We start from the raw sequence: 14,128 nt of genomic DNA on the forward strand, positions 1-14,128 counted from the left end.
TCTACGCCAACACCACCTCGATGCCTCGCCCCCTCAGCTGATCCACGATCGCCTGGTCCGCCCCGCGGTCAGTGATCAGCACATCCAGTTGCTCAACCGGCGCGATGACCGACAGGTTGCGCTTCATCAGCTTGGACGCGTCCGCCACCGCCACCACCTGGCGGCTGATCTTCATCATCTGCGCGTTGAGCTGGGCTTCCAGAAGGTGGGGCGTCATCAGGCCGATGTCAGGGTCCAGGCTGTCGACGCCCAGGAACAGGCGGTCGGCGTACAGGCCTTGCAGCGCGGCCACGGCCTGCGGGCCGGACAGCGAGTAAGAATTCGGCCGCAACTGGCCGCCGGGCATGATCAGGTTGACGTGTGGCACCGTGGCCAGCAGGCCGGCGATGTTCAGCGCGTTGGTGATGACGTTCAGTGAAGTCAGCTTCAAGCCGCGGATCTGCTTGGCGATCTCTTCGGTCGTGGAGCCCGAGTCGAGCAGGATGGTCTCGCCGTCGCGGATCATCTTGGCGGCCTCGGCGGCAATGCGCGCCTTCTGCTCGTGGCGCAGCTTCTGTTTCACGCCGATGGGCACTTCCTCGCTGTCGCGCTGGGCCAGTGCGCCGCCGTGGGTGCGCAGCACGGCGCCGGTGGAGGCCAGCGCATTGAGGTCGCTGCGGATGGTGACGACCGAGGTCCCGAAGCGGTCGGCGAGTTCATCGACCGTGACGCGGCCCTGCGTCTGCACCAGCTCGCGGATCAGCCGGCGCCGCTCGTCGATGAGGAGCGGGCTTTCGGTTTTCGCGGGGGAGGTGGCAGAGGCGGGCATGCGGGTTCGAAAGGGCGGAAGGCCGACTTTCGAATGATATCGACGGACCTACGAAAGCAGGCTGAGCGCCTGTGCCGACAACGGCTGGCCGGCCAGCCGTGCGGCGTACAGCGCGGCGCCCAGCTCGGGGCCGAAGTGGGGGCGCTTCAGCTGCGCGCCGGGCAGATGGCGGGCGAGCGCGGCCCGCAGCGGGCCCAGCACCAGGTCGCCGGCTGCGAACACGCCGCCGGAGTAGGACACGTCCACCGCTGCACCTGCCGGCACGGCCAGGTTGCGTGCGGTGCCCGCTGCCAGCAGTGCCAGCTCGTCGCCCGCGCGCACGAGCAGCTGGCGGGCCTGCACGTCGCCCGCGTTGGCGGCGGTGGTGACCAGGCGGGCGGCCTGCGCCAGCTCGCTGCGTTGCGCGCCGCCGTTGATCGCGGCGCAGAGGTCCAGGTCTTGCGTCAAGCCGAAATGTTCCCGCACCAGGGCCAGCAGTGGGCCCGGTTCGGCGCGGCCGTCGGCCATGCGCGAGAACAGCGCCAGCGCCTCGCGTGCGAGCCAGTGGGCCGAGCCCTCATCGCCGAAGATCTCGCCCCAGCCGCCGCAGCGCGCGCCGCGGCCCTGCCATTCGCCATACGCGATGGAGCCGGTGCCTGCGACCAGGCTGATGCCGTCGGCCCCCGCAAGTGATCCGGCCCAGCTGCAGACCATGTCGTTGCCGACGGTGCTGCGCGGCACGATATCGGTCAGCAGCGCATCGAAGCGGCTCAGCAGCGCGCTGTCCTCGCCGTGCGCGGGCAGGCCGGCGAAGGTGTGCGCCAAGTCGGCCGCGCGCACGCCGGCCTGCTGCAGGGTCGTCTGCACGCCGCCTCGCAGCAGCGTGCGCAGCGCATCGAAGCCGATCTCGAGGTAGTAGCTTGTCGTGGCTTCGTGGCGGGCCGCCACCCGGCCGCCGGCGTCAATGAGGACGAAGGCGGTCTTGGTGCCGCCGCCGTCGATGCCGAGGAACATGGAACTCATCGTTGGGTGAGAGGGTGGATGGTGACACCTTGCACGACACGGTTCACGGTACCCGACATGCTGGGCGTGTCCGGCGTGATGCCGCGTTGCAACGAGGCGAGCAGCGCCATGCATTGCGCGAACACCAGCGCCACGGGCGCCAGCGCCAGGTCGGGAGCGCTGGCGGGCAGGGCCAGCGGCACGTCGTCGGCATGGCGGGCCTCGGCGCCGTCGAAGGTGCCCAGCGCCAGCACGCGGGCGCGGCCCTCGCGGCGCAGCTCGTGCAGCAGGTCCAGGTCGTACTGGCGCGTGTACGGGTCGTTGGACAAGAAGACGGCCACCAGCGTTCGGTCATTCAGGAAGGTCTTGGGCCCGTGGCGAAATCCCAGCGGCGAGTCGGCCAGCGCGACGAGCTGGCCGTCCGTCAGCTCCAGCAGCTTCAGCGCAGACTCGCGGGCCAGGCCTTGCAGTGCACTGCTGCCGAGGTAGACGACGCGCTCGAAGGGTTGCTCGGTCAGCGCGTGGAGGCGGTCGCACTCGGCCGTCATGAGCGCCGTGGCGGCTTCAGCCAGCGCTGTCACCGGCTGCGTGGCCAGGCCGAACGCCCAGGCAGCGGCCAGCAGCATGCCGGTGAAGCTGGACGTCATCGCGAACGCGCGGTCGTGTGTCTCGTCGGGGAGCAGCAGCACGTGGCTGCCGGGGCGGCCGGCGAGGCGGCGGTTCAGCGCGCCCTCGGCTGCGCAGGTCACGACGAGGTGGTGGCTGCGCTTGATGAACCGGTCAGCCAGCTCCACCGCGGCCAGGCTTTCGGGGCTGTTGCCGCTGCGGGCGAAGGAGACGAGCAGCGTCGGCACCTCGGACTGCAGGTATTGCTCGGGACTGGACACGATGTCGGTCGTGGCCAAGGCTTCGACGCGGATGCCCGCGCGCTGGCCCAGCAGCTTCAGCAGCGCCGGTGCAAGGCATTGGCCGATGAAAGCGGAGCTGCCGGCGCCGGTCAGCACGATGCGCAGGTCGGGCAGCGCCAGCAGCGGGTTCAGGAAGGCGTCCAGCCCGGGCCGCTCGGCCTGCAGCTGCTGGTGGATGGCCTGCCAGATGTCGGGCTGATGGGCGATCTCGCGGGCGGTGTGGGCGCCGCCGCGGTGCGCGAGGTCGGCGGTGTCGAGGTGCAGAAAAGTCATATTGGGATCAATCAGGCTGCGCAGGCGTAGAGATACGGGCGGAGCGCTTGGACGGTGCCATCGCGCAGCAGCGCGTCGGTCTGTGTGGTGATGCGGCCTTCGCGCACGGCCTCGTACTGGCGTGGCAGGTACTGGCTCAGCAGCGTCAGCGGCGGCGGCGAGGCGTCCAGGCGCGCGAGCATGGTCTGGCAGGCCTGGCGCACGGCGGGGTGCGCCCAGTAGTAGCGGATGCGGTCGCTCAAAGAGTAGGCGAGGTCGACGTCCAGTCGCGCCGGGTCCTGGTAGTACCCGCGCCAGTGCTCGGGCTCGCCGCGCATGACGCCCAGCACCGTGTCCACCAAGCCTTCGCCTTTGCCGACCCATTCGCGCTCAACGGCGGCCAGCGCCCACAGCGTCTCGCGCAGCGCGAAGGTCACGCCGGGGCCGACCTTCAGAATGGCGAAGTGGTCGCGGGCCAGCTGGGCCAGGCGCTCGGGCGTCTGGTAGTCCGTGGAGTGCGCCTCGAACACGAGGCCGGGCTGGCGCTCGATGAAGGCACTCAGCGCGCGCGCCTTCTCGGGGCGGTAGTCGATGACCTTGTGGTGGTCGAACTCCACGCCGGGCTGCACGACCATCGCGATGACGCGCTCCCAGGCCAGCTCCAGCCCGGCGCGGGCGAAGGCGTGGCGGTGCAGTTCCAGCGTGGATGCGGCGGCCTCGGGCGACGTGACGGCGAGGTCGGTCAGGTCTTCGTGCGCGCCGCCGGGCACGGGCACTTCAGTGCCGATGACATAGACGGGCGGCTCGCCGCGGTCGGGGGCCTCGCGCCAGGCCAGTTCGGCAGCGAGGCACAGGCGCACGGCGCGGGCGGCGATCTCGGGCTCGGGCAGCGGCACCGGGTCGTCGGCGCAGCTCATGGAGCAGTCGAGGTGGATCTTGCGGAAGCCCGCGGCCACGTACTGCGCCACCATGACCTCGGCCTTGGCCATGGCCGCGGCGGCGGGCTGCTTGCGCCAGGCGTTGGGGCCGAGGTGGTCGCCGCCCAGAATCAGCAGTTCGGGCACCAGGCCTTCGGCGGCGGCCATGCCCTGCACGTAGCGGCGAAAGTCCAGCGGTGTCATGCCGGTGTAGCCGCCGTCCTGGTTGACCTGATTGGAGGTGGCCTCGATGAGGGCCGGCCGGCCCTGCGCGGCGCACTCGCGCAGCGTGGCGGCGATGACGACGGGGTGGGCCGAGCAGACGGACGGGATGCCGATGGCAGCGGCGCCGCCCCGGTCTTGCTTGTGGCGGCGCACGAGGTCGAGCATGAGCTTCATGCGTCGTCTCCTTGAACGGGTTGGGGTGAGGAAGAGGAAGAAGAGGGGCGTTCGGGTTGCAGCGCCAGCAGCAGCGCGGCCAGCAGCGCGAGCGAGACGCCCAGCAGCTTGGTGCCGGCGGGCACGGCGCCGCTGAGGGCCATGGACAACACGGCCGTCAGCAGCGGTGCGCCGGCGTTGACGAGCGGCGACACGACCAGTGCCTTGCCGTAGCGGAAGGCGTAGACCAGCATCAGCGCGCCTACGGCGTTCAGGACCTGGATGACGGCCGCAAGGCCCGGTCCGTTCCAGCCCCAGTGGATGGATTGCGAGAAATCCGTCAGCCATAGCGCGGCGGGCACGCACGCCAGGCCGCCGACCATCATGTAGAAGAAGATGCTCTCGGCGCTGGTGCTCACGTTGGCCAGCTTGATGAAGTAGGCCTGCAAGCCCCAGGCGGCCATCACGACGAGCGCCAGCACGAACCACAGACCCAGCCCTTCACCGCCTTGGCCCAGCTGCAGGTCGAACAGCGGCAGCGCGCACAGCGCCAGCACGATGCCGGCCACACCCAGCTTGCCGGTGCGCTCGCCCAGCAGGCCGAAGGACAGCGCGATGGTGATGGCCGGCGACAGCGACACGATCGGGAAGATCAGGTAGGCCGGGCCCAGCTGCACCGCGCGGAACAACAGCATCTGGCCGCCGGCGCCCAGCAGGCCGACGGTCAGGCCCAGCACGACGGAGCGGCGGTCGCGATCAATGCGCCAGCCGTTGCGGGCCAGCACCACGACGGCGGGCGGAATCATCGTCAGCGCCCACACGACGTAGATCAGCGTGTCGGGGAATCCATGCTGCGAGGGCAGGCCGGTAAAGGCGCCCCACACGCCCCACAGCAGGGTCGTGATCAGCGTGTAGGTGAGCCAGTTGCGTTGCATGCGAGGTCTTTTCGTGCGGTCGGTAGGCGTTGTCGTTGACTTTCGAGCGAAAGCATAAACGAACAAAAACGAAAACACAACGTCTAAGAAGGTTTCGTATGCCGAGTGCTGCGTCTCAGCGGAAAATGTCTATATAGATCTCGGCATTTGCTCTATGTCAGCGAGGCGGAAGGCTTTCGTGGCATGATTCATCGAAAGCAATCGGCATCCGTGAAAACCATATACGAAATCAAACGAAAGAATTCGTAGACTTGCGGCAAGCTGGTCCGGGGCGCTTTTCCGGGGCTGGCAACCGTACCGGGGGAGAGTTGCCCCGGCATCTACGCAGATAGCTTCGTGCTGCCCTGACGGCGGCCCCGACACAGAAAAAGGAACCGTTCGATGAGTCCTCGCCTGCAACCCTCTTTCGCCCTGCACCCCCTGACGCTGGCCGGCCTGCTGGCCGTGGCGGCCTTCGGCGGTGCAGGGCCCGCCCTGGCCCAGGAGGCTGCCAAAGCCGAGTCCGAGACGCTGGACCGCGTGGAGGTCACCGGCACCCGCGCCAGCCTGCAAAAGTCGCTGTCGCTGAAGCGCAATGCCGCCGGCGTGCAAGACAGCATCAGCGCGACCGAGCTGGGCCGCTTCCCCGACAACAACGTGGCCGACTCGCTGAGCCACATCACCGGCGTGTCCATCTCCCGCACGGCGGGCGGCGAAGGCCAGAAGGTCAGCATCCGCGGCCTTGGCCCGGAGTACACGATCACCACCTTCAACGACCGCCTGCTGGGTACCGACAGCGCCGGGCGCTACTTCGCCTACGACGTGCTGCCCGCCGACGTCATCAGCGGCGCGGACGTCATCAAGTCCAGCCAGGCATCGGTGATGGAAGGCGCCATCGGCGGCCTCGTGAACCTGCGCTCCGCCAGCCCGTTCGACCAGAAGGGCCAGCGCGGCCTGCTGCGCCTGGAGGGCGACCGCAACCAGATGAGCAGCCTGGACGGCCAGAAGCTGTCGGGCACCTACAGCAACACCTTCGGCAACCACTGGGGTGTGCTGCTGGGCGTGGTCTACGCGAAGCGCGACGTGCGCACCGACACGGCCGGCAATGACGGCGGCTGGTCACGCAACCCGATCCCCAGCGACCCCAGCCAGTTCTGGGAGTGGGGCAACACCTGGGGTGGCGCCATCGACCCCAACGGTAACGGCCAGTTGGACCGTGATGAGGAAGGCCTGATCGGCCCGGGCCAGTTCCGCTTCGGCTCCATCATGGAGAAGAAGGAGCGCCTGGCGTTGTCGGGCAAGGTGGAGTGGCGGCCCAGCAGCGACCTGAAGGTTGTCGTGGACGGCTTCAAGACGCGGCTGGACTCGCCGCAGGTGGGCTACCAGCTGTCGTTCTACCCGCTGTACGCGCCGGGGCGCTGGTCCAACATGCAGATCACCAACGGCGTCGTGACCGACCTGACGCTGAGCAGTACCGACCCCGAGATGCGGCTCAACCCCGAGATCCTCAACAAGACGGAATACCGCGTGGTGGACACCGCGATGTATGGCGCCAACGCTGAATGGAAGCTCGCCCCCGACCTGAAGCTGACCGGCGACATCTACCAGTCCACGTCCAGGCGTCATTCGGGCGGCAACGACAGCTACGTTGTGCTGCGCATGAACCAGCCCAATGTCACGCGCATCCAGATGACCGGCTCGGCCGTGCCCGACGTGAAGACCACCTTCGCCGACGGCCGCGACCTGCAGACCGGCCTGGCGCAGGGCCTGTTCAAGGCCAGCGACTTCAACACCCACTACTACAGCCGCGCCGGCGACAACATCGACGACAAGATCAGCGGTGCCAAGGTGGACGCCGAGTGGTCGCTTGACCGCTTCCACATCGACAAGCTGAAGTTCGGCCTCAACCAGACCAATCGCAAGAAGTCGCGTGACCTGATCAACAACGCGTTGAATGGCGGCGCTGACCACTACTCGGGCCAGTACGCGATCAACGTCGGCGCCCTGGGCGGCAACGTGCTCAACCAGTCGTTCAGCCCCAAGGGCTTCCTGGACGACGTCAGCGGCAACTTCCCGCGCAGCTTCCTGGGCTTCGACGTCAACAACTATGCCGAGGCGCTGAAGGCCTGGGACGGCAAGCCGCGCCCCGGTGGGGGCGTCTACAGCTCCGCGTTCTCGGCGCCCGCCTGGAACCCGCTGGAAAGCTACCGTGTCACTGAGAAGACGACCACCGCCTTCGTGCAGGCCGACCTGTCCGGCGAGCGCTGGAACGCGGACCTCGGCGTGCGCTTCGTGAAGACCAAGACCACGGCCCAGGCCTGGGACGCGAAGATCACCGACATCATCGAGAACGGCGCGTTCAACTACACGGCCGTGTATGCCGCGCCGTCGGTCGTGCAGCAGGACGCCAGCTACAACTTCGCGCTGCCGTCGGTCAACTTCACCTACCTGCTGAGCGACAGCCTGCAGCTGCGCCTGGGTGCCGCCAAGACGATGGCCCGCCCGGCGGTAGACAAGCTGGCGCCGACCAGCACGACGGCCAGCATCTCCTGGGGCGACTTCACGCAGATCTTCGGCGGCAATGCCGAGCTGAAGCCGTACAGCGCCCGCCAGTACGACGCCTCACTGGAGTGGTACTACGCCAAGGACTCGGCGCTGACCTTCGCCGTGTACCAGAAGAACATCAAGAACCAGATCACCAACCTGTGGCTGTCGGGCCAGGACATCGGCGCACCAGGCGGCCGGCTGTTCAATGTGCAGCGCCCCATCAACGGCGATAAGGCCACCGCGCGCGGCTTCGAGATCGGCTTCCAGCATCTGTTCGACAACGGCTTCGGCGTGCGGGCGCAGTACACCCGCAACAAGTCGCGCAGCTGGGTGGCCGGCACCGAACGGGCGCTGGAAGGCATTGCGCCGGCCACCGCATCGCTGGGCCTGCTGTACGAGAAAGGGCCCTGGAGCATGAGCACCACGGCCGACTACACCGACTCCTTCGTCACGGCCACGAACGTCATCGGCGCCGGCTTCAACGAGACCGCCAACGCCGTGACCTGGCTGACCGCACAGGTGGCCTACGAGGTCAACCAGTGGCTGCGCATCAGCATCGAAGGCAACAACCTCACCGATGCGGTGCAGGCGCCCAAGCTGGGCAATGGCAACGTCAGCCTGCCCAACGGCTACTACCGCTATGGCCGCGCCGTGACCGTCGGCGCTTCGATCAAGTTCTGATGAGAAACCTTGTCTCCTCCGTTGCCGCCCTGCTAGCCGGGGCGGCCTTTTTCTCCGCACACGCCGCGGCCGAGTCCAGCTACACGATGGCCGACTACGCGCGCGTCGAGAAGATCGACGTTCACCTGCATCTGCACAACGCTGCCCCGGCCTTCATGCAGGCTGCGCAGCGCCAGAAATTCAAGGTGCTGACGATCAATGTCGACTACCCCGACTTCCCGCCGCTAGCGGACCAGCAGCGCGTCGCGATTGACCTGCGCCGGCAGTTCCCCAAGGACGTGGCCTGGGTCGCCAGCTTCTCGGTGGAAGGCTCCGGCCAACCCGCCTGGCTGCCCGCCACGCGCCAGCACATCGCCGCGGCGATGCAGGCCGGTGCCGTCGGCGTGAAGGTGTGGAAGAACATCGGCATGAGCCTAAAGGGGAAGAACGGCAAGCTCGTCATGATCGACGACGCCCGCTTCGCGCCGCTGTTCGACGACTTCGCCAAGCAAGGCATCCCGTTGCTGGGCCACCAGGGCGAGCCGCACAACTGCTGGCTGCCGCTGGAGAAGATGACGGTCAACAATGACCGCGAGTACTTCAAGGCGCACCCGCAGTACCACATGCACCTGCATCCCGAAATGCCCAGCTGGGAAGCGCAGATGGCCGCGCGCGACCGCATGGTGGCGTCGCATCCGACGCTGAAGTTCATCGGCGTGCACCTCGCGTCGCTGGAGCGCGATGTCGACGAACTGGCCGCGTTCCTTGACAAGTTCCCGACCGCCGTCGTGGACGTGGCCGCGCGCATCGGCCAGCTGCAGTACCAGAGCCAGATGGACCGCGACCGCGTTCGCCGCTTCTTCATCAAGTACCAGGACCGCATCCTGTACGGCAGCGACATGGCCCAGGGGCCCGACCAGGATGGCGCCGCGCTGGGCAAGGAAGCCGAGAGCGTTTGGCGCATGCACTGGCGCTACTTCAACACCGCGGAGAGCTTCAAGGTGAGCGACCTCGACAAGCCGGTGCAAGGCCTCGCGCTGCCCAAGACCGTGGTGGACAAGCTCTACCGCACGAATGCCGAACGTGCCTTCCCGGGCGCGTGGGGAGCGAAGCGATGACGCCCCGCCGTGCATTCCTGCAGTGGCTGGGCGCGGCACCGCTGGCCACTCAACTGCCACTCGCCTACGCCGCCGAAGGAAAGGGCCATGTGCGCGTGCAGGACGGCGCGGTGTCGCTGCAGTTCGACCAACAGATGCGCTGCCGCATCGTCAGTCTGCTCGGCAAGCAGCCCGTCGCGCTGACCGGCTTCGACGCGAGCGAACACCTCGTCGTGGGCGGTAACCCGCTGGCGCGCTTCATGCTGCAGAAGGCCGAGCCGGCCAAGGCCCTGACACCGTTCGGCGTCGGGCAGGCGCTGCGCTTGGTGGGCCGCTCGGCGGACGGCATCGAGAAGCGCGTCACCGTTACGCTGCTCGACGAACACCCCGGCGTGGCGCTGATGGACATCAGCTACACGAACACCGGTAGCAAGCCCGTCGCCGTGGATGCGTGGGTCACCGCGGCCCACCGTCTCGCGGCCGCGCCACGCCATGCCGGTGGCTACTGGACATACTCCGGCGCCAGCCATGCCGACCGCCGCGACTGGGTGCAGCCCGTCAGGCGTGGCTATGGGCAGCGCAACTTCATGGGCATGAATGCGTCGGACTACGGCGGCGGCACGCCCGTCGTCGACGTCTGGCGCCGTGATGTCGGCCTGGCCGTCGGCCACCTGGCCCTTCAAGCGCAGCTCGTCGCGCTGCCCGTGAAGGCCATCGGCGACCAGGTCGACATCTCGCTGCGTGGCGACACGCCGCAGACGCTGGCGCCCGGTGCCACTTTGACGACGCCGCGCAGCTTCATCGCCGTGCATCGTGGCGACTTCTACGTGCCGTTGGACCGCTACCGCCGCCTGATGGCCGCGCAGGGCCTGGTTGCGCCTGAGCCGCCTTCGAGCGCCTACGAGGCACAGTGGTGCGCGTGGGGCTACGAACGGGACTTCTCGCTGGAGTTTGTCCGCGCCACGCTGCCCAAGGTGCAGGAGCTGGGCTTCAAGTGGGCCGTGCTTGACGACGGCTGGCAAGTAAAGACTGGCGACTGGACGCCCGACCTCGCCAAGTTCCCGCGCGGTGCCGACGACATGAAGGCGCTGGTGGCCGACATCCACGCCCGCGGCATGAAGGCCCGGCTGTGGATCGCGCCGCTGGCCGTCGCACCGGGCAGCGATGAGCTGCACGACCACACCGACCTGCTGCTGCTGAATCAGGACGGTGCGGTGCAGGACGTGACCTGGTGGAACGCCTTCTACCTGTGCCCCGCGTACGAGAAAACGCAGACGCGCCTGGCCGCGACGATCAAGATGATCATCGGCGACTGGGGCTTCGATGGCCTAAAGGTCGATGGCCAACACCTGAACGGCGTGGCGCCGTGCTTCAACCCGAAGCACAAGCATGGGCGGCCGGAAGAATCCGTTGAAGCGGTCTCGGCGTTCTACAAGGTCATGCATGAAGTGGCCCACGCGGCCAACCCGGAAGCGGTGGTGGAGGTCTGCCCCTGCGGCACCAGCTACGCCTTCCACAACATGCCGTTCATGGACCAGGCGCCGTCGTCCGACCCCTTGTCCAGCTGGCAGGTGCGCCACAAGGGCAAGACGCTGAAGGCGCTGATGGGCCCGTGGTCTGCCTACGCGGGCGATCACGTGGAGCTGAGCACCGGCGGGCAGGACTTCGCGTCCAGCGTCGGCATCGGCGCCGTCGTGGCCACCAAGTTCACGTGGCCGGTGGACCCCAAGCCCAAGGACTCTTTCCTGTTGACGCCCGAGCGCGAAGCGCACTGGCGCCAGTGGGTGGACCTCTACAACAAGCAGCGCCTCGCCGAAGGCCGCTACCGCGGCGAGCTGTATGACCTGGGTTTCGACAAGCCCGAGACCCATGTCGTGGAGCGCAGCGGTGCGCTGCACTACGCCTTCTACGCCGAGCGCTGGGAAGGCCCGCTCACGCTGCGCGGCTTGGGCGCCGGAAGCTGGACGGTGCGCGAATCGCTGACAGGCAAGGCATTGGGCAAGGTGACCGCTGACAAGCCCACGCTGCCCGTGCGCTTCACGCACAGCCTGCTAATCGAGGCCCGGCCCGACGCCGCTGACACGCTGCCCGTCGCCTTCGCCGGCCAGGTCGCGCAGGTCGGCGCCGATGGCTTCCCGTTGGCGTCGCAATGGGCTGACGCACCCACCACCTTCTTCCGCCACGACTGGAAGGGCAATGCGCTGGGCGGGCCGCAGTCCACCCGCGTGCAACTGTTGCGCGGCGCGGGCCAGCTCTACCTGCGCTTCATCTGCAAGTACGAGGCGCTGCGCACCTACGAGCGCGCGGCTTCCGCGACCGACATCTGGCCGCTGTGGGAGCGCGACGTCGTCGAGGTTTTCCTGCAGGCGCCGGACCGCGTGGGGCTGAAGAGCTACCGCGAGGTGGAGGTGTCGCCCAACGGCCTGCTGCTGGAGATTGCCGTCGAGGCCTCTGGCAAGAAGCGAATCGCCGGTGAGAGCCGCGCGAAGGCGCACGTCGATGCGAAGAACAAGGTCTGGACTGCTGAGTTGGCGGTGCCCATGCGAGGTGAGGAAGACGGCTGGCGCCTGAACCTGTTCCGCGTTGAAGGGCAAGGCGCGGGCCGCGTCTACTCAGCCTGGAGCCCGACAAAGACCGCCGCTCCAGATTTCCACGTCCCGGCCGCCTTTGGCCGACTGCTGCCCGCCGCATGAAATTGCTCGCTCTTTCCCTGCTCGTCGCGTTCTCCGCGCAAGCCCAGCAATCGTTGAACGCTACGGGTCTCTGGCAGCACCAACCGGTCGGCACGTCGCCCACGCCGCCAATGGGCTGGTCGAGCTGGAACGCCTTCCGTGTCGACATCACCGAGCAGAAGGTGCTGGACTCGGCGCAGGTCATCGTCGACTCGGGCCTGGCCAAGGCCGGCTACCGCAACATCAACGTCGACGACGGCTGGTGGCTGAAGCGCCGCACCAGCGACGGCCGCTTGCTGGTGCGCACGGGGCTGTTTCCGAGCGCCAACGTCGGTGCGGGCAAGGACTCGTCGCTGCGGCCCTTCACCGACCGGATCCATGAGATGGGCCTGAAGGCGGGCCTGTACACCGACATCGGCCGCAACGCCTGTTCGCAGGCCTACGACGCCGACAGCCCCAACCTGCCCGAAGGCACACACGCCGAGCGCGAAGTGGGGCTGATGGGCTTCATGAAACTGGACGTTGAGCTGTTCTTCAAGGAGTGGAACTTCGACTACCTGAAGGTGGATGGCTGCGGGCTGTCGTCGTACGGCCGCGACCGGCCGCATGTCGCCTCGGGCCAATACCGCGAGTACAAGCCCACCATCGTCGAAGGCAGCATCAACCAGTCCGACATCGAGGGCGCCAAGAAGCTATACGGCGAGCTGAAACAGGCGCTGCGCGACGTGCGCCCGCGCGGCGACTACATGCTTTCGGTCTGCCTGTGGGGCACGGTCAATGTGCGCTCCTGGGGCCAGGACTACGGCACGCTGTGGCGCAGCAGCCGCGACATCTGGAAGGGTTTTGCTCAGATGGTGCACAACTTCGACACCGTCGCCACGCGCGAGTTCTACGCCGGCCCCGGCCGCTGGAACGACCCTGACATGCTGGAGATCGGCAACGGCGACTTCGGCGACAGCCACCTGCTGGAGGCGCGCACGCACATGGGCCTGTGGGCCATCATGGCCGCGCCGCTGATGATCGGCACCGACCTGTCCAAGGCGTCGCCCGCCATCATCGACATCCTGAAGGCGCCCGAGGTCGTCGCCATCAACCAGGACCCGGCCGGCCATCAAGGCGTGCTCGCCTATGCCGACAGCGACCGACAGATCGTCGTGAAGACACTGGCTGATGGCCGGAAGGCGGTGCTGCTGTTCAACCGCACCGGCGCAGCCGCGAAGTTCACGCTGACCGCCGAGCACCTGAAGATGGATGCAACCGCGCCCATCGTGCTGCGCGACGCGTGGGCGCGTACCGACGTGGGCAAGTTCACGGCCAAGCGCGAGTTCGAACTGAAGCCCCGCGAGGCGCTGCTGTTCACCGCGACCGGCAAGCATGTGCTGCCGCGCGGCTACTTCGTGTCCGAGCGGCCCGGCAGCGTCTACGTGGCGCGCGACGGCATCCGCGCGCTGGAGCAGGATCCCGTCGTCTACCGCGCGCTGGCGTCGTGGTCCACCACCGACAACGGCGGCACCCGCCCCGCCTATGCCGGCTGGGGTGGGCCGCGCGCCGATTCGACGCCCTACGACCAGGCCCTCAGCGTGCAGCGCCAGGCCTTCCGCCACGGCGTGGGCGTGCTGGCCGACTCGCGGCTGCAGGTCAAGGTGCCAGGCGGCTCGCAGCGCTTCACGGCTCGCGTGGGCGTAGACGACTCGACGCGCGGCAAGACCGCCGTCGTCAGCTTCGAGGTCTGGGGCGACGGCCGCAAGCTCGCGACCACCGCACCGATGAAGTTCAACCAGCCTGCGCGCGAGCTCAGCGCCGACCTGCGCGGCGCCACGCTGATCGAGCTGATTGCGCGCCAGCACGGGGCCGACACAGCAGGCCCCGTCGTCGTGACCTGGGGCGAGGCGCGCATCGAGTAGCGCCTGGCCTCCTGCGCCGTCCATCCCGATGGCACCGGTCGCGCCGGCGCCCTGGTCTCGTTCGCGCTGACGCGACCAGGTTCGTCTGCT

General features: G+C 68.0%; 9 protein-coding genes. 4 read left to right on the top strand and 5 right to left on the bottom strand.

Translation table 11 applies throughout. The features are described from left to right. Position 1: 1 nt before the first annotated feature. Genes ACG02S_RS04375 through ACG02S_RS04395 form a run of 5 tightly spaced genes read right to left on the bottom strand, consistent with a single transcriptional unit; the run spans position 2 to position 5,179 of the window. The gene (locus ACG02S_RS04375; protein ID WP_394469206.1) at positions 2 to 808 is read right to left on the bottom strand and encodes a DeoR/GlpR family DNA-binding transcription regulator; all 807 of its coding nucleotides are present in this window, start codon (positions 806 to 808) and stop codon (positions 2 to 4) included. Positions 809 to 856: 48 nt separating this feature from the next. Further along, the gene (locus ACG02S_RS04380) at positions 857 to 1,810 is read right to left on the bottom strand and encodes an N-acetylglucosamine kinase (protein WP_394469207.1); all 954 of its coding nucleotides are present in this window, start codon (positions 1,808 to 1,810) and stop codon (positions 857 to 859) included. Beyond that, a complete protein-coding gene (locus tag ACG02S_RS04385; protein WP_394469208.1) occupies positions 1,807 to 2,970 on the bottom strand; it encodes an SIS domain-containing protein in 1,164 nt (387 codons plus the stop codon). The genes ACG02S_RS04380 and ACG02S_RS04385 overlap by 4 nt, the downstream gene beginning before the upstream one ends. An 11-nt stretch (positions 2,971 to 2,981) precedes the next feature. Continuing rightward, positions 2,982 to 4,265 carry a D-tagatose-bisphosphate aldolase, class II, non-catalytic subunit gene (locus ACG02S_RS04390; protein WP_394469209.1) on the bottom strand — a complete coding sequence of 428 codons (1,284 nt, stop codon included), beginning with the start codon at positions 4,263 to 4,265 and terminating at the stop codon, positions 2,982 to 2,984. Continuing rightward, positions 4,262 to 5,179 carry an EamA family transporter gene (locus tag ACG02S_RS04395; RefSeq protein WP_394469210.1) on the bottom strand — a complete coding sequence of 306 codons (918 nt, stop codon included), beginning with the start codon at positions 5,177 to 5,179 and terminating at the stop codon, positions 4,262 to 4,264. Before ACG02S_RS04395 ends, ACG02S_RS04390 begins: the two co-directional genes overlap by 4 nt. 381 nt (positions 5,180 to 5,560) lie before the next feature. On the opposite strand from ACG02S_RS04395, the gene ACG02S_RS04400 reads away from it, so the two are divergent. From ACG02S_RS04400 to ACG02S_RS04415, 4 genes are read left to right on the top strand one after another with little or no spacing between them, the layout of a single operon-like run. Further along, positions 5,561 to 8,386, top strand: coding sequence for a TonB-dependent receptor (locus tag ACG02S_RS04400; RefSeq protein ID WP_394469211.1), 2,826 nt, complete (start codon positions 5,561 to 5,563; stop codon positions 8,384 to 8,386). Further along, positions 8,386 to 9,483 (top strand): amidohydrolase family protein, encoded by a 1,098-nt coding sequence (locus tag ACG02S_RS04405; RefSeq protein ID WP_394469212.1) that lies wholly within the window; start codon positions 8,386 to 8,388, stop codon positions 9,481 to 9,483. Before ACG02S_RS04400 ends, ACG02S_RS04405 begins: the two co-directional genes overlap by 1 nt. Beyond that, on the top strand, positions 9,480 to 12,155 hold the full coding sequence (locus ACG02S_RS04410; protein WP_394469213.1) for an alpha-galactosidase: 2,676 nt from the start codon (positions 9,480 to 9,482) through the stop codon (positions 12,153 to 12,155). The genes ACG02S_RS04405 and ACG02S_RS04410 overlap by 4 nt, the downstream gene beginning before the upstream one ends. Next, on the top strand, positions 12,152 to 14,038 hold the full coding sequence (locus ACG02S_RS04415; protein WP_394469214.1) for an NPCBM/NEW2 domain-containing protein: 1,887 nt from the start codon (positions 12,152 to 12,154) through the stop codon (positions 14,036 to 14,038). The genes ACG02S_RS04410 and ACG02S_RS04415 overlap by 4 nt, the downstream gene beginning before the upstream one ends. The last annotated feature ends 90 nt before the right edge of the window (positions 14,039 to 14,128 follow it).

Origin of the sequence: Pelomonas dachongensis, assembly GCF_043555865.1 — a bacterium.
GTDB classification, from domain to species: Bacteria; Pseudomonadota; Gammaproteobacteria; order Burkholderiales; family Burkholderiaceae_C; genus Pelomonas; species Pelomonas dachongensis.